This window comes from Streptomyces sp. NPDC046465 (assembly GCF_040646035.1).
Taxonomy (GTDB): Bacteria; Actinomycetota; Actinomycetes; order Streptomycetales; family Streptomycetaceae; genus Streptomyces.
This window is the reverse complement of the sequence record NZ_JBEYZK010000009.1, coordinates 285589-304667: the sequence shown is the minus strand read 5'-3', so window position 1 is coordinate 304667 and position 19079 is coordinate 285589. Positions and strand designations below refer to the sequence as shown.

At 70.6% G+C, this 19079-nt stretch carries 22 protein-coding genes; 12 read left to right on the top strand and 10 right to left on the bottom strand.

What is annotated here, in order from left to right; translation table 11 throughout:
- Window positions 1-69 precede the first annotated feature (69 nt).
- Window positions 70-252, bottom strand: a complete 183-nt coding sequence (locus ABZ953_RS16810; protein ID WP_361723509.1) for a hypothetical protein — start codon at window positions 250-252, stop codon at window positions 70-72.
- Between ABZ953_RS16810 and ABZ953_RS16805 the strand changes: the two genes are divergently transcribed.
- Genes ABZ953_RS16805 through ABZ953_RS16790 form a run of 4 tightly spaced genes read left to right on the top strand, consistent with a single transcriptional unit; the run spans window position 251 to window position 4174 of the window.
- Window positions 251-1423, top strand: coding sequence for a DegT/DnrJ/EryC1/StrS family aminotransferase (locus ABZ953_RS16805; protein ID WP_361723507.1), 1173 nt, complete (start codon window positions 251-253; stop codon window positions 1421-1423). The genes ABZ953_RS16810 and ABZ953_RS16805 overlap by 2 nt on opposite strands.
- The gene (locus tag ABZ953_RS16800; RefSeq protein ID WP_361723505.1) at window positions 1420-2520 is read left to right on the top strand and encodes a Gfo/Idh/MocA family oxidoreductase; all 1101 of its coding nucleotides are present in this window, start codon (window positions 1420-1422) and stop codon (window positions 2518-2520) included. The genes ABZ953_RS16805 and ABZ953_RS16800 overlap by 4 nt, the downstream gene beginning before the upstream one ends.
- Window positions 2517-3215, top strand: coding sequence for an HAD-IA family hydrolase (locus ABZ953_RS16795; RefSeq protein WP_361723502.1), 699 nt, complete (start codon window positions 2517-2519; stop codon window positions 3213-3215). Before ABZ953_RS16800 ends, ABZ953_RS16795 begins: the two co-directional genes overlap by 4 nt.
- 20 nt (window positions 3216-3235) lie before the next feature.
- The gene (locus tag ABZ953_RS16790) at window positions 3236-4174 is read left to right on the top strand and encodes an ROK family protein (protein WP_361723500.1); all 939 of its coding nucleotides are present in this window, start codon (window positions 3236-3238) and stop codon (window positions 4172-4174) included.
- A 140-nt stretch (window positions 4175-4314) separates the two neighbouring features.
- On the opposite strand, the gene ABZ953_RS16785 is transcribed toward ABZ953_RS16790, so the two are convergent.
- The 4 genes from ABZ953_RS16785 to ABZ953_RS16770 form a co-directional block, all read right to left on the bottom strand.
- A complete protein-coding gene (locus ABZ953_RS16785; RefSeq protein ID WP_361723497.1) occupies window positions 4315-4779 on the bottom strand; it encodes a nuclear transport factor 2 family protein in 465 nt (154 codons plus the stop codon).
- Window positions 4780-4852: 73 nt separating this feature from the next.
- Window positions 4853-6544, bottom strand: coding sequence for a bifunctional 3-(3-hydroxy-phenyl)propionate/3-hydroxycinnamic acid hydroxylase (locus ABZ953_RS16780; RefSeq protein ID WP_361723494.1), 1692 nt, complete (start codon window positions 6542-6544; stop codon window positions 4853-4855).
- An 89-nt stretch (window positions 6545-6633) separates the two neighbouring features.
- Window positions 6634-7653, bottom strand: a complete 1020-nt coding sequence (locus tag ABZ953_RS16775; RefSeq protein ID WP_361723491.1) for a 3-dehydroquinate synthase family protein — start codon at window positions 7651-7653, stop codon at window positions 6634-6636.
- A gap of 20 nt (window positions 7654-7673) precedes the next feature.
- Complete coding sequence (locus ABZ953_RS16770; RefSeq protein WP_361723488.1) at window positions 7674-8450, bottom strand: alpha/beta fold hydrolase; 777 nt, start codon at window positions 8448-8450, stop codon at window positions 7674-7676.
- 271 nt (window positions 8451-8721) lie between these two features.
- On the opposite strand from ABZ953_RS16770, the gene ABZ953_RS16765 reads away from it, so the two are divergent.
- On the top strand, window positions 8722-9216 hold the full coding sequence (locus tag ABZ953_RS16765) for a type II 3-dehydroquinate dehydratase (RefSeq protein WP_361723485.1): 495 nt from the start codon (window positions 8722-8724) through the stop codon (window positions 9214-9216).
- A 14-nt stretch (window positions 9217-9230) separates the two neighbouring features.
- Window positions 9231-10604, top strand: a complete 1374-nt coding sequence (locus ABZ953_RS16760) for an FAD-binding oxidoreductase (protein WP_361723482.1) — start codon at window positions 9231-9233, stop codon at window positions 10602-10604.
- A gap of 47 nt (window positions 10605-10651) precedes the next feature.
- On the opposite strand, the gene ABZ953_RS16755 is transcribed toward ABZ953_RS16760, so the two are convergent.
- The 3 genes from ABZ953_RS16755 to ABZ953_RS16745 form a co-directional block, all read right to left on the bottom strand.
- Window positions 10652-11920, bottom strand: a complete 1269-nt coding sequence (locus tag ABZ953_RS16755) for a LuxR C-terminal-related transcriptional regulator (protein WP_361723479.1) — start codon at window positions 11918-11920, stop codon at window positions 10652-10654.
- Between the two features lie 90 nt (window positions 11921-12010).
- The gene (locus tag ABZ953_RS16750) at window positions 12011-12292 is read right to left on the bottom strand and encodes a hypothetical protein (RefSeq protein ID WP_361723476.1); all 282 of its coding nucleotides are present in this window, start codon (window positions 12290-12292) and stop codon (window positions 12011-12013) included.
- A gap of 9 nt (window positions 12293-12301) precedes the next feature.
- The gene (locus ABZ953_RS16745; protein ID WP_361723473.1) at window positions 12302-12466 is read right to left on the bottom strand and encodes a hypothetical protein; all 165 of its coding nucleotides are present in this window, start codon (window positions 12464-12466) and stop codon (window positions 12302-12304) included.
- 477 nt (window positions 12467-12943) lie between these two features.
- On the opposite strand from ABZ953_RS16745, the gene ABZ953_RS16740 reads away from it, so the two are divergent.
- The 6 genes from ABZ953_RS16740 to ABZ953_RS16715 all read left to right on the top strand — a co-directional run bounded on the left by ABZ953_RS16740 (window position 12944) and on the right by ABZ953_RS16715 (window position 17232).
- Window positions 12944-13732, top strand: coding sequence for a helix-turn-helix transcriptional regulator (locus ABZ953_RS16740; RefSeq protein ID WP_361723470.1), 789 nt, complete (start codon window positions 12944-12946; stop codon window positions 13730-13732).
- Between the two features lie 404 nt (window positions 13733-14136).
- Window positions 14137-14472, top strand: coding sequence for a PadR family transcriptional regulator (locus ABZ953_RS16735; protein ID WP_361723467.1), 336 nt, complete (start codon window positions 14137-14139; stop codon window positions 14470-14472).
- A complete protein-coding gene (locus ABZ953_RS16730) occupies window positions 14469-14825 on the top strand; it encodes a DUF1048 domain-containing protein (protein ID WP_361723464.1) in 357 nt (118 codons plus the stop codon). Before ABZ953_RS16735 ends, ABZ953_RS16730 begins: the two co-directional genes overlap by 4 nt.
- A gap of 1 nt (window position 14826) precedes the next feature.
- On the top strand, window positions 14827-15153 hold the full coding sequence (locus ABZ953_RS16725) for a DUF1048 domain-containing protein (protein ID WP_361723461.1): 327 nt from the start codon (window positions 14827-14829) through the stop codon (window positions 15151-15153).
- Between the two features lie 250 nt (window positions 15154-15403).
- Window positions 15404-16444: an ATP-binding cassette domain-containing protein gene (locus ABZ953_RS16720; RefSeq protein ID WP_361723458.1), complete on the top strand. Its 1041-nt coding sequence runs from the start codon at window positions 15404-15406 to the stop codon at window positions 16442-16444.
- Window positions 16441-17232: an ABC transporter permease gene (locus ABZ953_RS16715; RefSeq protein WP_361723455.1), complete on the top strand. Its 792-nt coding sequence runs from the start codon at window positions 16441-16443 to the stop codon at window positions 17230-17232. Before ABZ953_RS16720 ends, ABZ953_RS16715 begins: the two co-directional genes overlap by 4 nt.
- 130 nt (window positions 17233-17362) lie before the next feature.
- On the opposite strand, the gene ABZ953_RS16710 is transcribed toward ABZ953_RS16715, so the two are convergent.
- On the bottom strand, window positions 17363-17611 hold the full coding sequence (locus ABZ953_RS16710) for a hypothetical protein (protein WP_361723452.1): 249 nt from the start codon (window positions 17609-17611) through the stop codon (window positions 17363-17365).
- A 492-nt stretch (window positions 17612-18103) separates the two neighbouring features.
- Entirely contained in the window at window positions 18104-19036 is a 933-nt protein-coding gene (locus tag ABZ953_RS16705; protein WP_361723449.1) for an acyl-ACP desaturase, read from the bottom strand.
- Window positions 19037-19079: the final 43 nt, after the last annotated feature.

Below are 19079 nucleotides of genomic sequence, written 5' to 3'. Positions count from 1 at the left end.
ACCCTGGTAGGGGGTTGTTGTCCGACGGATCACTACCAGGCCTGGGGATGTCGGGGTGAAAGTGCCGGACTACCCTGAAGAAACCCCAGCCATGATGCCGTCCGCGTCATCACCCATGTCGACCGCCGACGGCAATTCATAGGCGATATCCAGCACGGTGAAGGTGTTTCGGGATGAGGCGCCCTTCTGTGGCAGGACGCCCCGGGCACCCTCGGACACATTCCCGCCCAGGCGGGAGAACAGGAGATTCATGAATCCCCGACAGGCGCCGGAATTCCCTTCATGGCCGCAGTTCGGCGACGATGAGCGGGCCGGTCTGATCCGTGCGCTGGAGCAGGGCCAGTGGTGGCGCATCGGCGGCAGTGAGGTGGACTCCTTCGAGCGTGAGTTCGCCGAGCACCACGGCGCCCCGTACGCGCTGGCCGTCACCAACGGAACGCACGCGCTGGAGCTCGCCCTCCAGGTGATGGGGATCGGACCGGGCGACGAGGTCATCGTCCCCGCCTTCACCTTCATCTCGTCCTCGCAGGCCGTCCAGCGCCTCGGAGCGGTCGCCGTCCCGGTGGACGTGGACCCGGACACGTACTGCATCGATCCGGTCGCGACGGCCGCCGCGGTCACCGCACGGACGCGGGCGATCATGCCGGTGCACATGGCCGGTCAGATCGCCGACATGGACGCCCTGGGCAAGCTCTCCGCCGACACCGGCATTCCGCTGCTCCAGGACGCGGCGCACGCGCACGGTGCCCGCTGGCAGGGCAAGCGGGTCGGCGAGCTGAGCCCGGTGTCCGCGTTCAGCTTCCAGAACGGCAAGCTGATGACGGCGGGCGAGGGCGGCGCCGTGCTGTTCTCCGACGCCGAGGCGTACGAGAAGGCCTTCGTACGGCACAGCTGTGGCCGGCCCCGCACCGACCGCAGGTACTTCCACGAGACGAGCGGCTCCAACTTCCGGCTCAACGAGTTCTCGGCGTCCGTCCTCCGCGCCCAGCTGCGCCGCCTCGACTCCCAGATCGAGACGCGACAGGAGCGCTGGCCCGTGCTCGTGGAACTGCTCCGCGAGATCCCGGGCGTCGTCCCGCAGAGCGTGGACCCGCGCGCCGACCACAACGCGCACTACATGGCGATGTTCCGGATCCCCGGCATCAGCGAGGAGGGCCGCAACGCGCTGGTCGAGGCGCTCGTCGCACGAGGGCTGCCCGCCTTCGTCGCCTTCCGCGCGGTCTACCGCACCGACGCGTTCTGGGAGGTCGGCGCCCCGGACATGACGGTGGACGAGCTCGCCGCGCTCTGCCCCCACACCGAGGCCATCCAGCAGGACTGTGTCTGGCTCCAGCACCGCGTTCTCCTCGGCACCGAAGAGGACATGCACGCCACCGCGGCCATCGTGGCCGAGGTGGTGGCCGAGACCCGGGCCGCCCGATGAGCGTCCGGGCAGCGGTCGTCGGCCTCGGCTGGGCAGGCCGTGAACTGTGGCTCCCGCGCCTGCGCGAGCACGCGTCGTTCGACGTCGTGGCAGTCGTCGACCCCGACGCGTCGTCCCGCGCCGCGTACGAGCAGAGCGACGCCCGGGACCCGAGGACCGCGGTCCTCGGCGACGTAGGGGCCCTCGACCGCGAGTCCGTCGACCTCGCCGTCGTCGCCGTCCCCAACCACCTGCACGCCGAAGTGGCGGCCGGCCTGCTCGCCCGGGGCATCCCCGCCTTCGTGGAGAAGCCGGTCTGCCTGAACTCGGCCGAGGCGGAGAAACTGGCCCTCGCCGAGATCGACGGCGGCGCCGTACTGCTCGCCGGCAGCGCCTCGCGTTACCGGGGGGACGTCGGCGCCCTGCTGGACCTGGTGCCCTCGCTCGGCACGATCCGCCATGTGGAACTGGCCTGGACCAGGGCCCGCGGCGTGCCGAAGGCGGGCGGTTGGTTCACCAGCCGCAGCCAGGCGGGCGGCGGCGTCCTGCTGGATCTCGGCTGGCACCTCCTCGACACCCTCGACGGCATCCTCGGGCCGGTCCCGATGGCCCAGGTGACGGGCAGCGTCTCCGACGACTTCGTCAACAACCCCTCGTGGGGTGCCGCGTGGCGGCAGGACAGCCCGCACCCGGCCCGCCGCGGCGACGTGGAGGACACCGCCCGGGGCTTCCTGGTGTCGGAGCTCGGCACCTCGGTCGCGCTGCGCGCCAGTTGGGCCTCGCACGCGACGCGCGACCTCACGCTGATCCACGTCGAGGGCAGCGCCGGCACCGCCACGCTGCGGTGCGTCTTCGGTTTCAGCCCCAACCGGGAGCCGGTGCCCACGCTGACCGTGACCCGCGAGGGCCGCACCGAGGAGATCGCGCTGCCCACCGAGCCGGTCGGCGCGGAGTACGGCCGCCAACTCGACGACCTGCCCCGGCTCCTCGCCGATCCGGCCCACCGCGGCAAGTCCGCCGCGGACATCCGCCGCACCATCCGGATCACCGAGCGCTTCTACGAGTCCGCCCTCGCGCCGGGCGACTCCCCCCGCCTCCTCACCCTGGGAACGCCATGACAACCAGCCCGAACCAACCGCTCGACACCGCCGCCACGGCCACCCTGACACCCGTCAGGCACGCCGTGGTCTTCGATCTGGACGGTGTCATCGTCGACAGCCTCGCCGTGATGAACGAGGCGTTCACGCACGCCTACGCGGAGGTCGTCGGCGACGGCCCCGCGCCGTTCGAGGAGTATCAGCGCCACCAAGGCCGCTATTTCACCGACATCATGCAGATCATGGGGCTCCCCCTGGAGATGGAGGAGCCCTTCGTCCGCGAGAGCTACCGGCTCGCCGGACAGGTGCGGGTCTTCGACGGCATCCCCGAACTCCTGACGACCCTGCGCGAGCGCGGCCTGCGCCTGGCCATAGCCACCGGCAAGGCGGGGGACCGGGCCCGCTCGCTGCTCGATGTCCTCGGCCTGCTGCCGCACTTCGACCACGTCATCGGCTCGGACGAGATCCCCCACCCGAAGCCCGCGCCGGACATCGTGCGCCACGCCCTTGCCCTCCTGGACGTCCCGGCCGACCGGGCGATCATGGTGGGCGACGCGCCGACCGACATGGCCAGCGCCCGAGGCGCCGGTGTCGCCACGGCCGCCGCGGTATGGGCGACCATCGACCGCGAGGAACTGCTCGCCTGCGGCCCCGACGTGGTCCTGCACGGGCCCGCCGACCTGCTGGCGGTCTGCCCCGCGGTCCACACTCGCTGAGCGGGCCGAGGAGACGGACGGTGGACCGCACAGTGGGAACGGGGCGGCATCTCGGGGTCGACGTGGGGGGCACCAAGGTGGCCTTCCGCGTCGAGGACGAGGGCGCGGACCCGTACGAGATGTCCTTCTCCTGGCAGGAATGGCACGAACGCCGCAGCGCCGAAGCGGATCTCGCGCAGCTCGCCGAAGCCGTCGGCGAGCTGCGCGCGCGTACGGGAGCTCCGGCGGACGGACCGCCCGGCAGCGGATTTCGGGCGGTGGGCGTCGCCATGCCGGCCACCGTCGCCCCGTCCGGCCGGGTCCGGGCGTGGCCGAGCCGCCCCGAGTGGGCGGGCGTCGACCTGGGCGCGTCGCTGCGCGGGCTGTTCCCCGAGGCGAGGGTCGGCTGGGCCGACGACGGCGACCTCGGGGCGCTCGCCGAGGCGGCGGCGGCAGGCTGCGACCGGCTGCTCTACCTGGGCGTGGGAACCGGTGTCGGGGGTGGCTTCGTCGATCGCGACGGCGGCATCGCCGGGCCCGGCCGCCCGTCGTTCGAGATCGGCCACCTCATAGTGGACCGCGACGGCGCCCTGTGCGTCTGCGGGCGCCGGGGCTGTCTGCAGGCCCTCGCGTCGGGCCCGGCCACGCTGCGCCGCGCCGCACGGACGCGGGGCGCGCGGGTCGGCTTCGAGGAGCTGCGCGCGGGGGTGGCGGCCGGTGCGCCGTGGGCGGCCGGTGCCGTCGACGAGACGGCCGCGGCCCTGGCCGCCGCGGTGGTCGGGGTGAGCGAACTGCTGCACCCGCGGCTCACCCTGGTGGGAGGGGGTTTCGCCGACCGGATGCCGGGTCTTGTCGACGCGGTGGCCGGGCACGTGTCCCGGCTGACACGCCCCGGCGGCCCGGTCGCACCGGTCCGCGCGGCCACCCTGGGCGGCCTGTCGTCGTTGCGGGGGGCCTGCGTCCTGGCCCGCGAGCTCTGACGGCGAGCTCTGACCGCAACCTCCGACGGCCGCCTCCGACGGCGACCGGCACGAAAAGGCCCGGCCGGGCGGGACCGCAGCACCGCGGTCCCGCCCGGCCGGGCCTTCTTCCTCACGGGCCCCGAAGGGCCCGCGGCGGATCAGAGCTGCTTCAACCGGGCGAAGAGCTCGTCGAGGCGGCCGAACAGCCGGGAGCCTTCGAGGTGGTTGGTGTAGTTGCGCGACTCGACGATCAGGCCGTCGCGCACGCGCAGAACGTACACGCAGGGAAGGGCGAGCGCCTTGTCCCCGATGGTGCCGCGGTAGGTGAACTCGGCGACGACGACCTCCGGGTCGGTCGACTCGTGGATGACGACGTCCTCCGCCCGGTAGTCGCGCAGACCGGCGGCGGCGGACTTGCCGGGCCCCTCGGCGAAGTGCTTGCGCAACTGCTCGCGGGTGAGCAGGGGAGTGTCACCGAGCGGCGCCATCGGGTGCTCCACGCGCGTGTGCTCGGCGTAGAGGGAGGCGAGTGCGTCGGCCTGGCTCGCGTCGCCCGCGACAAGCTTGGTGACACCGTCGATCACACGGGTGAATACCTCGCGCGCGGTGGGAGTTGAGGACATGGAAACCTCCACAGGGTCGTGACTGGATGCCACTGGACATCGCAGGTCATCACTGGACATGAACGGGAAGCCGTCAGATTCCGAGCCGGGATCTGACGGCACGCGGCGCACCGGCGAGCCGCGCCTTGAGGTCGTCGACGAGGGACGCGGCGTCCGCGGCCCCATAGACGTGACGGTCGGGACGCACCAGCAGGGCGGTGGCGTCGAAGCGCGCCAAGCAGGAGAGGTACACGCCATCCAGGTCGACCGCGGCAGATCCCGGCTCCTGCCGGTCCCCGTCCGGGTCCCCGTCCCCGTCCCGGCCCCCGCCCCCGTCCCCGGGCACCAGACGGACCACATGGGCCCCCAGGTCTGCCAGGTGGGCGAGCCGCTCCGCGCCGAGGGCGGCTTGCGGGTCCTCGGTGGTGAGCAGCGCGAAGCCACGCCCGACGACGTCGTCGAAGAGGCCGGTCCTGCCCCGGTAACGGACCCGTCCCTGCGGCGCGACCTCCCCGGCCGGCGGCTCGGTCACGCCGGTGAACCGTTCGTGGAGCAGTCCCTCGGAGAGCGGCGGCGCGGGTTCCGGCCGGTTGCTCGTACGGGTCCTCGCGCTGGCCAGCATCGCCGCGTCCCGGTCGGCGGCGGCGCCCGGATCGGACACGCAGATGACCTTGCCGAGCCTGACCGACGAACGGATCGACTCCTCCACCTGCCCGCGGCGTTCCACGGTGTAGGTGTCGAGGACCGAGGTGTCGGCGAGGCCCCGCAGCGTGAGGTCGAGCTTCCACGCGAGGTTGGCCACGTCGCGGATGCCGGAGCACATGCCCTGACCCGCGAAGGGCGGCATCAGGTGCGCGGCGTCACCGGCCAGGAGAACCCGGCCCACCCGCCAACGGTCCGCCCAGCGTGCCTGGAAGGTGTACGTGGCGGTGCGCAGGAGCCTGGCGTTGGCGGGTGTCACATCGAAGGGCGCCAGCAGCCGCCACGCCGTTTCGGGGCGCTCCAGTTCCGCCGTGCTCTCCCCGGGCAGCCGCATGAACTCCCAGCGCCGGTGCCCGGGGCCGCTGGCGACCAGGGTCGTGGGGCGGGCCGGGTCGCAGATCTGTACGTTGCTGGGGGAGAAGGTACGGGGCTCGGCCAACTCGACGTCGCAGAGCAGCCAGTCGTAGGAGAAGCCGAGGTCGGTGACGGGGACGCCGAGCCGTTCGCGTACGAAGCTGTTGGCGCCGTCGCAGCCGACGACCCAGCGCGCGGAGAGGGCCCGTGTCGTGCCGCTCCGGTCGGTGGTCGTCACCGCCACCCGCTCCCCGCTGTCGGCCAGGTCGACGACCCGCTCGCCGCGCCGTATCCGTACGCCGGGCAGGGACGAGAGGCGGGCGGCGAGGTGTGCCTCGAGCGTCGGCTGGTGCATGGTGTTCGCGTCGGGCCAGCCATACGGGCCGACGGGCGCGAAATCGATGTCAAGGAGCGCCTGGCCTGCCGGGTTCTGCCAGCGGTACCCGGTGGCGGGTTCGGTGAACTCGGCGATGCGCGGACCGATTCCGGTGTCGGCGATCAGCCGGGCGGTCTCGCCGTCGAAGCTGGTGGCGCGCGGCAGGAGATAGGGCTGCGGGCGTTGCTCCAGAACGGTCACGCGCCAGCCGTGCTGGGCGAGCAGGATGGCGAGCACCCCGCCGACCGGCCCGTACCCGACGACGACGACATCCGTGTCCGTGTCCGTCTCCGTAGCGGTCTCTGCGTCCGTATTCGTGTCTGCGTCCGTATTCGTGTCCGTGTACGTGGACATGCTGGCCTCCGCTGGGGCGGCGTCAACGGGGTGCGCGACACCGTGGTTCGAAAGGGGCTTGGGGGTTGCGGGGACGCGTCTGCGCCCGGTCAGCGACCGACGCGGGGCATCGCGGCCAGGGTGTCCAGCACGGTCGCCTCGTCGACGTCCCGGACGAGCTCCGCACCGAACGGCCCGTCCAGGACGAAGGCCAGCCCACGGGTCGCCTTCTTGTCCCGCCGCATCAGATCGACGAGGTGCCGCGCGTTCGTCTCCGCGGGCAACCGGGTCGGCAGGCCGTAGTGCTCGACGACCGCGGAGTGCTCCGCCGCCCGGTCGGGGCCGATGCGTCCGAGCGCCCCGGCGAGCCGGCCGGCGAAGACCGTGCCGATGGCGACCGCTTCCCCGTGCCGCAGCGCGAAGTCGGTGGCCCGCTCCAGGGCATGCCCCAGGGTGTGCCCGTAGTTGAGGATGTGACGCAGTCCGGTGTCCCGCTCGTCGGCGGCGACGATCTCGGCCTTGCGGGCCACACTGGCGGCGATCTGTTCGTGCAGCGGCAGCTCCCGCAGGTCGCCGGCGCCGATGAAGTGACAGCGCGCGATCTCGCCGTAGCCGTTCAGCCGTTCGCGCGCGGGCAGCGTATCGAGGTAGTCCGTGTCACAGAGCACGGCCCTGGGCTGCCAGTACGTGCCGACGAGGTTCTTGCCCGTCGGCAGGTTGACGCCGGTCTTTCCGCCGATGCTCGCATCCACCTGCGCCAGCAGGGACGTCGGCAGATGGATCACGGGCGTACCGCGGTGGTACAGGGCGGCGGCGAGGCCGACCAGGTCGGTGGTGGTGCCGCCACCACAGGAGATGACGACGTCGTCCCGGGTCAGCCCGGACTCGGCGAACGTCCGGCAGAGCGCCTCGACGCCGGTCAGGTTCTTGTTCACCTCGCCGTCGACGGCCGTCACCACGCGCGTGGGCACACCGGGATCGGGCACCGATCCGGGCCCGCGGGCCGTCACGACCACGGCACGGCGTGCGCCTGTCGCGGCGACGGCGGCGGGCAGCCGCGTGCGTGCGCCGGGGCCGATGTGGACGGCGTAGGAACGCTCGCCCAGTTCGACGTCGATCACGCGCGTCATGTCCGCGCCGCCGCCCACGCTCAACCGGCCTTGACGGGCGTGGCGTGCCCGGTCAGCCGCCGGGCGACGAGGTCGACGACCTCCGTGCTGCGGTCGGCGAGGAAGAAGTGCCCGCCGGGGAAGACGTGGACGTCCGTCTCGCCCGTGGTGTGCTCGCGCCACTGCCGCGCTTCGTCGGGCGTGACGCGCGGGTCGGCGTCCCCCGTGAGCACGGTGACCGGGCAGCCGAGCACGGCCTCGGGGTCGTACCGGTAGCTTTCGACGGCGCGGTAGTCGCTGCGGATCGCGGGCATGATCATGTCGAGGACCTCGCGGTCGGCGAGCATGGACTCGTCGGTGCCGTGCAGGGTCTTCAGCTCGTTCAGGATCCCGTCGTCCGTCCGGAGACGGACGTCCTCGTCACGGCGGCAGGAGGGGGCGCGCCGGCCGGACACGAAGAGCCGTACGGGCGCGGCCGTTCCGGACCGTTCCATCCGCAGGGCCAGCTCGTGGGCGAGCACGGCGCCCATGCTGTGGCCGAACAGGGCGAGCGGCCGGTCCGTGAAGTCCTGGAGCGCGGCGAAGATCTGGTCCGCGAGTTCCGGGATGGATTCGATACCGGGCTCGGCGAGCCGGTCCTGGCGGCCGGGGTACTGGATCGCGAGCACGTCGACCGCGGGCGACAGCGCCTTGGACACCGGGAAGTAGAAGGTCGAGGATCCGCCCGCGTGCGGCAGGCACACCAGGCGCAGCGGGCTGTCCGGCGCCGGATGGTAGCGGCGGACCCAGAGGTCCTTGCGTGCCGATGTCTGCGGCATGGCCGGCGACTCTCCTTTGTGGGGCGGTATTTACGGCGGGACGCGAACGGCGCGGAAACAGGCCGAGTCATCCCCCGGCCGACATTAGGAAATGCGCGCGGGATGCGGCATCCCTCAGCCTGACAGTTCCGCTCCGCCGGAGCTGTCCGCACTGTCAACATGCGCGATGCCGCGCGCCGGGAGTTTCCCGCAGGATTGTGCGTACGTGCGTATGCGCCCGGGGGCTTTCGGGCACCTCGCCGCAATACGCTTCCGACACAAGAGGTGGCCCTTGAGTGCAATTCTTCTTCTGAACGGTCCCAATCTCGGGATACTCGGTGAACGCGAGCCCGAGGTGTACGGCACGGACACCCTGGCCGACATCGCGGCGTCGGTGTCCGAGGAGATATCCGGGCGCGGCTGGCGCGTCCATTCGGTGCAGCATGAATCCGAGGGCGATCTCGTCCGGGCCGTGCACGAGCACCGGGCGAACACGGTGGGCGCCATCGTCAACCCCGGTGCCCTGATGATCGCGGGCTGGAGTCTTCGGGACGCGCTAGCGGCGTATCCGCGGCCGTGGATCGAGGTGCACCTCAGCAATGTGTGGGCGCGCGAGCAGTTCCGCCATGAATCGGTCATGGCACCGCTGGCCAGCGGAGTGGTCGTCGGGATGGGGGCGTTCGGCTACCGGCTTGCCGCTCGGGCGCTGCTGCACATGAACCCCGTGCAGGACACCGGCCACACCGTCGCCGGCCACCCCAACGAGCGCAGAGAGCAGACTCCGTGAACACCGTGAAGCCCGTGAACCCCGTGAGCTCCGTCAGCTCCTTGAATTCCGTCGACGCGGAGGCGTGCGCCGCCCTGTCCGCGGCCCTGTCCGGCGAGGTGGTGCTGCCCGGCGACGAGGCGTACGAGTCGGTCCGTCACGTGTTCTCCCGCAAGGGAGAGCCGGCGGCCGTCGTCCGCTGCCGCGACACCGAAGACGTGCGCGGGGCAGTGCTGTTCGCGCGCGAACAGCGGCTGGAGGTGTCGGTGCGCAGCGGCAAGCACAGCCTCGCGGGGTTCGGCACCTGCCGAGGCGGCATCGTCATCGACCTGTCGCCGATGAACGGCATGGAGCTCGTCGACGCCGACCGGCACCGGGTCCGGGTCGCCCCGGGCGCGGTCTGGAGCGAGGTGGCCGAGTTCCTCGCAGGACACGGCCTGGCCTTCTCCTCCGGTGACACCGCGTCGGTGGGCGTCGGCGGGCTGCTGCTCGGCGGCGGCATCGGCTGGATGGCCCGAGCCGACGGGCTGGCGCTGGACAACATGACGGGCGCCGAGGTGGTCACGGCGGACGGGCGCATCCTGTGGGCGAGCGCCGAGGAACATTCCGAGCTGTTCTGGGCGCTGCGCGGTGGCGGCGGCAACTTCGGCATCGTGACGTCGTTCGAGATCACCGCGCGCCCGCTGGAGCGCGTGCGGTACGGCAAGGTCGTCTACCCCGGTGCCGAGGCCCCCGCCGTCCTCAAGGGCTGGGCGCGCCACATGCGGCAGGCGCCCGACGAGCTCATGTCCCACGTGACCCTCTTCCCCACGCGTGGCGGCACCCCGGCCCCGATCACGGTGATCTTCTGCTACGCCGGTGAGGGCGGCGCGGAGGCCATCGATCCGCTGCTGGCCCTGGGCACGGTGGAGAGCAAGAACGTCGACCTCGTCCCCGCCCCGAAGGTGCTGGCGCCGTCCGGCGGGCTGCCGCCGGGCTGGGAGCCGACGGTGCGCAGCCGGTTCGTGCCCGACTGCGACGACGAGTTCATCGACGCGGCGCTGGGCGGGGCAGGCACCTTCGACACGCTGTTCCTGGAGTTCCGCAGCCTCGGGGGCGCCCTCAACCGGGTCCCGGCGGACGCGACGGCCTTCGCCCACCGCGACTGCGAGGTCCTGATGAACACGATCAACATGGGCACGCGGGAGGCCAACGAGGCGGCCGCACCGGCGCTGGCCCGCTTCTGGGAGTCGCTGGCGCCTCATGTGCGCGGCGCCTACAGCAACTTCCTCAGTGAGGCCGGCGAGGAGGACATCGCCGCCGCCTACCCGTCGGCGACGTACGCCCGGCTGCAGGCCGTGAAGCAGGCCTACGATCCGGGGAACCTCTTCTCCCGCAACCCCAACGTCAAGCCCATAGCGGGGAGTTGAGTCGGGCGCGCTCGACCGGCGAGGGATATGACGTACGGCCACGTACGTCATATCCCTTCGCCGTCGGCACTGGCGACGTCCAGGAAGCTCCACTCCCGGGCCAGTTCGACGCGCGAGCAGACGCCGACCTTGCGGAAGATCTTCCGCAGGTGGAAGGCCACGGTGTGCCGGGAGAGGAAGAGCTGTTCGGCCGCCTGGCCGTTGGTGAACCCCTGAGCGGCGAGCTTCGCGACGGCGTACTCGGTGTCCGTCAGGCTCGGCACGCCGCTGCGCGGGCGGCCGGAGTCGCGCTGGTGCGGTCCCGCGTCGATCGAGCGCAGTCGGCTCCTGACTCGCCAGGAGTCCCGCAGGGAGCCCGTCTCCAGGTAGATCCGCAGAGCCTCCTCGTACTGCTCGGCGGCTTCGGGGCGGCAGGACTCCGTACGGGCCACCAGCGTGGCCAGGTCCTCGATCGCCGAGGCCCGGGCCCAGGGGTCGCCGTGCAGCTCCACCGCCATCTGGAGCTTGGTGGCGTCGTTCTCCAGGAGTCCGGCGGTGTGCAGAGCCGCCGCCTCCACGGAGTGCACTCCCGGGTTCTGCTCCGCGAGCCGGCGTGCTTCCCGCACTCCCTCGGCGGCCGACGCGCGGTCCCCGACGCTCAGTACGAGTCGCACGAGCCAGGGGGCGGCCGCCGGTTCCGCGATGAAAAGCTGCCGGGTGACCACGCCCGACGTCAGCAGTTCGGCGGCGAGATGGGCGGTTTTCGCACGGCCGCGGTCGGCCTCGGCGACCTGGACCACGGCCCACGCGGACTGCCCCGACGGCACCATCTCGCGGCCGAACACGGCGTCTTCCTGGAGCTGGCGCGCGTACCGGATCGCGGTCGCCAACTCGCCCTGACGCAGGGCCGCCGACGCCAGGGTGAAGTGGCCGACCGGCAGCCATGCCCGTACACCGCTCTCCTCGGCCGCGGCCAGCCCCGCCCTGGCGAGCTCCACCGCCTCGCCCAGGTCCCCGGACACCACGGTCAGTTGGGCCTTCACCAGGGTGGCGACAGCGGCCGTCCGCCCGACGCCGGGACCGATGGCGCTGAGGATCTCCCGGGCCTTCTGGAAGTCGCGCAGCTGCGACAGGAGCAGGACCAGCCGCATGTTCGCGAGGAAGACGCACTCCTCCGCGGCCGCGTCGCACATGCCCCGGGCCGCCCTCGCCGCGAGGGCGACGCCGGCCTCGAGGCGGCCCTCGCGCCACGCGTCCGCGGAGAGCGCCAGCAGGCGCGCCACGTCGCAGGACGCCGGGGCGCACCGGTCAGGGAACGCCGTACATCGGTCGATCACCGCGGTTGTTTCCAAACGATCAAAGCCCACTACTCGGTCAAGCCTTTCAACTGGCGCCGTGCGTGTCGGCACGGGCGAACTCACGGTCCGTCAAGGTCCGGCCGTGCCGGGCGCCTCGTACTTCAGCGGCAGGATTCCTGAAGCGCCGTAGCACCTCTTGAGCAAGGCCTCGGCCTGGCGCACGGGGTCGGGGTGGGAGCCCTCCAGGAGGAACAGGATGAGGTCGACCCGGCCCGCTGACCGGGTAAGGGCCACGACGTGTTCCAGGCCGTCCGGCTCCGTCGCGTGCGCCCACAGGGTGTCGGTTAATTCGTTCGCGTCACCCGGCCCGACGACCACCCCGGGCCTCGCGGTCAGGGCGGCGTAGACCATGTGCACCCGTCAGCCCCAGGACAGGTCCTGGGTCGACGCGGTCGGGGGTCGGACGGTGTCCGAGGCCGAAGTCCCGGCGGCGGACGGCCCGGTGGCCGACTGCGCGGCCAGGGCGATGGCGACAGAGGCGGTGAAGAGCCCCACGGCGACGACAAAACGAGACGAGAGAGACATCAGGAAAACCCTTACCCAAGCTTCGGTAATGAAAGAGCAAATTGCGAAGCCGTCGATTTTCAGCAACATGTGCGGAACGGCATGACATCACTCTGGATGCCTGATAGTGCCTGAGGGAAGGGAATCGGACGGCACCTTCCGGCCTGGCAGGTTGCTGCCAAGCGAGGGCCCGCTGTCGTCAGTTGCACCTGCCCTGACCTCGGCCGCACGCAATACCGCTTACGATGTTCAGTCTTGCAGCGAGCCCTCTCGGGGGCTCAGCAGTCCACGGAGGGGGCGAGAGTGCTAGAGACGCTCGGGCTGTCGGCGGAGGCCGGATCCATATATCGGGCGATGCTGGAACGGCCGGAATTCGGCGTATCCCAGTTGTCGGTCGCAACTTTGCTGACGGAGGAACAAGTACGGGCGGCCCTGGGGGAGCTGGGGGAGCTGATGCTTGTACGCGCGTCACGAGAACATCCCGGCACCCTGTGCGCGGTGAGCCCGCAGGTGGGTCTCCCGGACATCCTGCGCCGCCAGGAAGCGGAACTCGAGCAGCGGCAGGCCGACCTCGTCGCGTCCCGGGCCGCCGTCACCCGGCTCTTCGCGGCGCACGCCGACGAGGGCCGGACGCACGGAGCCCACGGTGAACGGCTGGTGGGACTGGACGCGGTCCAGAGCCGCCTAGAGATCATGGGCCGCACCATGACCAGCGAGTGCATGGGCGTGCACCCGGGACGCGCGCAGCGGGCCGAGGATCTGATGGCCAGCCGGCTGCCGAACGCCGAGGCGCTGGCGCGGGGTGTGCAGTTCCGGACGCTCTACCAGGACTGCGTACGCAAGGACACGGCCACCGTCGAGCATGCCAACTGGCTGCTCCAGAACGGCGGGGAGGTCCGTACCGCGCCGGTCGTCCCGCAGCGGATGGTCATCACGGACCGCGAGTGCGCGCTGCTGCCGCTCGACCCCGCCGACAGCCGCAAGGGCGCGCTGTACATCACCGAGCCCAGCATCATCTCCGCGCTGGTCGGCCTCTTCGAGCAGGCCTGGACCCTCGCCGAACCCCTGGGAGCGGCCGCGTCCCGGGACCCCGACACCGGCCTGAGCCCTACGGAGAGACAGTTGCTGCGCCTGCTGGCCTCCGGCCTCACCGACGAAGCGGCGGGCCAGCGCCTGGGAATCTCGGTCCGGACGGTCCGGCGCCAGATGGCATCCATCATGGAACGCCTGGGCGCGACCAGCCGCTTCGAGGCGGGCCTCAAGGCGGCCCAGCACTGCTGGCTCTGAACACGGGCCGGGCCGAGAAGACGGAAGCCGTGCGGACGGCGATCGTGGACATGTCCTCCGCGACTGTGCCGGGGACGGCCCGTACGCTTCCTGCGCGCTCGCACTGGAGGCCGTGCTGCGGCTCGCCGGTGCGCGCACGTCGCGCACAGGGGTCCTGGTGGGCCCGCCGCTGATTGCCATATGTCGCATGGGAGGCGGGACCGACGTCCGTGGCCGCAGCGCCACCAGGCAGCCGGGCGGCTCAGTGATGCGGCGCCTTCCGATGGACAACATGCGGGCCCCGCTCACCCGGTAGCGCTCCCTGCCCATCCAGGCCGGCAGTGAGCCCTTGACTCCGCTACTAAGTGGCACCGTATAGTGGTACTCAGTACTACGCAGTACCGCGAAGGCGAGGAGGGCGCGTAATGGACGACCTGACGGAGATGCTGAAGGGCACGCTCGAAGGGTGCGTGCTCGAAATCATCAAGGGCGAGGAAACCTACGGGTACGCCATCACCCGTCAGTTGAACGAGCTCGGCTTCACCGACGTCGTCGAGGGGACGGTGTACACCATCTTGCTGCGGCTGGAGAGGAACAAGCTCGTCCAGGTGACGAAGCGACCGTCCGGAGTGGGCCCGCCGCGCAAGTTCTACGCGCTCAACGATGCCGGACGCGAAGAACTCGCGAGGTTCTGGACGAAATGGCAGTACGTCTCATCACGCATCGACAGCCTCAAGAGCCTCAAGGAGGGCGGGAGATGAACTTCTGGGAGAAGGTCACAGGCAGCGATCTCACCAGGGAATGGAAGGCGTTCGCAGTCCGGGCCCAGGCCCTGCCGGACGACTACCGGGCGGCATGGGAGCAGATCACCATCCACCTTCTTCCCCATGGGGACTTCACCGGCCGCAACCTGATGCCGATTCTCGACGCCGCTCTGGGGCTGCTCGAAGAAACGGCGGCGGACGGGCAGAGCGTTCACGAGGTGCTCGGCGACGACATCCCGGGCTTCTGCACGGCGCTGGCCGGTGGAGAGGGTGCGCGAAGCTACCGCGACCGGTGGCGCGAGCAGTTGAACAGGAACGTCGCAAGGAAGCTGAGCAGGCTGGGAGGCTGACGTGGGTATCCAGGACATCATCGAGGGCAAGAAGCAGTGGCGGGCTCATCTGGCCCGGGTCAAGGCGCTGCCGCCGGACTACCGGATCGTCTACAAGGAGATGCAGAAGTACCTGTTCAAGGTCGGACCGGTCGACCTGTCTGACGGGCCCCTGCTCCCTGGAATCGTCGACTTCTTCGAGGAGGGCGTCGCCGCGGGCAAGGGGGTCCTGGAACTCATCGGTACCGACGTCGCCGCGTTCTGCGACGACCTGGTCGGGGACTCACGCACCTACGCGGACGCCTACCAGGAGTCCATCAGCCGGGAATCCGGTACTACGGGCGAGTAGCGCCCCTGGCCCCATGCGAATGGGCGAAGCCGCAGCCACGTACGCCTTGTTCACCTCGGCGCAGCACAAAGGAGCGCGTGACGACCGGCCCCCGGCAAGCCGCCGCGGATCCTGTCCACCGGCCACCGAGGTGATCGGATCGAGCCACGGACGGTCGCTCAACCGGGTCTGAGAGCTCCGAAAGATCTGAGAGCTCCGAGAGCTCCGAGAGCTCCCCCCCTGCCGCTGAAGCCTCTGAGAAGGAGCCGCCATGCCCCTATCTGTCATGCCCACGCCAAGGCAAGGTGACGGTCGCCCGTCGCCGACCGCCGTCTCCGCCGTCGGGCTGCGCAAGTCCTACGGCGACAAGCTCGTCCTCGACGGCATCGATCTGCACATCCCGACCGGGTCCGTGTTCGCGCTGCTCGGTCCGAACGGCGCCGGCAAGACCACCGCCGTCAAGATCCTCTCCACTCTCGTCTCCGCCGACGCCGGCACCCTGCACGTCGGCGGCCACGACCTGGCCATCGACCCGCAAGCCGTACGCGCCGCCATTGGCGTCACCGGGCAGTTCTCCGCCGTCGACGGCCTCATCACCGGCGAGGAGAACATGCTCCTCATGGCCGACCTGCACCATCTGCCCAAGCGGGAAGGAAGGCGGGTGGCCGCCGAACTCCTGGAGCGCTTCGACCTGGTGGAGGCAGCGCAGAAGCCCGCCTCAACCTACTCCGGCGGCATGAAGCGCCGCCTGGACATCGCCATGACGTTGGTCGGCGACCCACGGGTCATCTTCCTCGACGAGCCCACCACCGGTCTCGACCCCCGCAGCAGGCACAACATGTGGGCCGTCATTCGCGAGCTCGTCTCCGACGGTGTCACCGTCTTCCTCACCACGCAGTACCTCGACGAAGCCGACGAACTCGCCGACCGCATCGCCGTGCTGAGCGACGGAAGGATCGCCGCCGAGGGCACCGCGGAAGAACCCAAGCGCCTCATTCCCGGCGGCCACGTCCGTCTGCGATTCACCGACCCCGACGCCTACCGGGCGGCCGCCCGCGTACTGAGCGAGGCCACTCTCCCCCAAGCTCTCGGCTTCGCTCGAGCAGGGGGTGCCCCCATCGAGGAAGCCCTCGCACTGCAGATCCCCAGCGACGGCAGTCAGCGCGAACTGCGCTCGATCCTGGACTGGCTGGACTCGGCGGGCATCGAGGCGGACGAGCTGACCGTGCACACCCCCGACCTCGACGACGTCTTCTTCGCCCTCACCGGCCCGGCAGGCGTCCCCCGCCAGACCAAGGAGAACGTCCGATGAGCGCCCTCTCCCTCGTCGTACGCGACTCGAACACGATGCTGCGCCGCAACATCCTGCACGCCCGCCGCTACCCGTCCGCCACCCTGAACCTCCTGCTCGCGCCGGTCATGCTCCTGCTGCTGTTCGTCTACATCTTCGGCGACGTGATGAGCGCGGGCATCGGAGGCGGCGGCGCCGACCGCTCCGACTACATCGCCTACATCGTCCCCGGCATCCTCCTGATGACCATCGGCTCCACCGTGATCGGGGCCGCCGTGCACATCTCCATGGACATGAGCGAGGGCCTCATCGCCCGCTTCCGCACGATGGCCATTCACCGCGGCTCGATGATCATCGGTCATGTCGTCGGCAGCGTGCTGCAGTGCCTGGCCGGCGTCGTCCTGGTCGGCGCCGTCGCCCTGGCCATCGGCTTCCGCCCCACTGGCGCCACAGCCCTGGAGTGGCTGGCCGCGTTCGGACTGCTCGTGCTGTTCGCCCTGGCGTTCACCTGGATCGCGGTCGGCATCGGTATGGCCAGCCCCAACGCCGAGGCAGCCGCCAACAGCGCGCAGCCGCTGATCCTCCTGCCGCTCATCTCCAGCGCCTTCATCCCAGCAGGCACCATGCCGGGATGGTTCCAGCCGATCGCCGAGTACCAGCCCTTCACCCCCGCCATCGAAACCCTGCGCGGCCTCCTGCTCGGCACCGGGACCGGCAACAACGGGTGGATCGCCCTCGCTTGGCTCCTCGGCCTGACCGCGCTCGGCTACCGCTGGTCGATGGCACAGTTCCACCGCGACCCGAAATAGGCACACGCACGGCTTGCAGCCGATGTTGCAGCTGACAAGGGGACGCCGCTGCCCCCGGTGCGTCGCACCGGAGGCAGCGGCGTCCCTCTACCGGACAGCGGCGTCAGCGGTGTCAGCGGTGTCAGCGGCGTCAGCGGTAGAAGATGGGCATGATGTGCTTGCTGTCATCGCACCACACCTCGTTGTATCCGGCCTGCTTGGCCAGCGGAAGCTCCGACGCTTCACACGCCGCCTTCGAGGGATAGGCCTCGGCACCGACAGGGACCCAGCCGGCCCCGGGGGGACCGGCGGCGAAGGCACTGGTGCTGGTCAGCGGAATGGCGACCGCCGCCGCACCGACAGCAAGACCGACACCGATACGGGTACGCCACGACTTCATAGTCATCTCCTTGCTCGTCTTTCACACTCTGGTCCGGTCACGCCCGAATAGCGGGCGTGACCGACCGCTTCACCGTGCAGCGTCAGGTCCACACCCCTCCAGAGCCCCAGGGGCAGCCCCGCACAACCGAAGGGGCACGAAGCTCTGTCCCGGCGTCCGCCTGGGCCATCGGCACCCCCGCCCCCAACACCGCGAGGTAGGCCACATCCCCGGCCACGGGCACGTCGTGCAGCAGAGCCGCGAGCGCCAGTACGGGAAACCCGGCCTGGACGGGGGAGCAGGATGCGGTCTCAGGCCGACCTGGGATACCCGTTCACTGACACGTATGGCGAGGTCCGCGGCACCAACCACAAGGAGCGTGCCACCGCCTACCGCCGGGCCCGATGGAAGACGTGGCGCGCCCCCGACGTCCGCGATCTCCTACTGGCTCCCGCTTCGAGGGCGGGAGCACCGCACGAGCGGGATCAAGGCCGGGTCCGGCGGGTCGGCGTCTTACGCAGTCGTGAGTCGCTTGAGGCGTTCAGCCAGGGCGCGGTATCGGCCGGCGCGGTCGGCTGATTCCTCCATGTGGGCGGCGATCTCCTCCTGGGCGTGCTGTCCGGCCGGTGTCACTCCGGTGGTGTCGAGGGCGCCGAGCATGCGAACGAAGGGAAGGGCGATGTCCTTGTAGTAGATCTCCGGTGAGAGGATCCCCGACCTGGCCATGGAGCTGATCAACTGACCGAAGCCGGGTGCCGCGTGGCCGGGGGGACGGAATGTCTGGAGGACTTTGGCCACGGCCTGGAGCGTTCGGTCGGGGTGCATACGCATACACGCCTGGAGGGTGGTCCGGTAGAAGAGCATGTGCCGGTTCTCGTCGTGGGCGATGCGCTGCATCAGAGCCCCGCACGCCGGTTCGTCGCACAGTCGGCGGATTCCCTGGTAGCTGACGCGGGTGCCGAGTTCCTGGATGGTGACGTAGACCAGAGAGGCGATGAGGTCACCGCGGTAGTCGATCTCGTAGCCGTGCTGCACATGCGCGGCGCGGGCGTCCTCCAAAAGGACTGGATCGGCGCTGCGGGTGACCACGAGGTAGTCGCGGATGGCGGTGCCGTGCCTGGCCTCCTCCATGGTCCATCGATTGACCCAGACACCCCAAGGGCCGTCGAGCGACAGCATTTCCCCGATCACCCGGTGGTAACTGGGCAGGTTTTCTTCGGTGAGCAGGCTGTAGAGGAGACCGTCCCGGGCGGTGGCGCTCAGTTGCTGCTGGGAGGGATCCCATGGCTCCCCTTCGAGCGGGCCGTCATAGTCACGGCCTCGGCTCCACGGGACGTACTGGTGCGGGTACCAGTCGACGGTAGTGCGGAGGTGCGTGTTGAGGGCGTCGGTGACCACCGGTTCGAGGTCGGTCAGGATGCCTACGTCTGCGGGGGTGGCGGGCACGGGCCGTGACCCTTCTGGTCATGCGGTCGGCGAACTCTGGTGG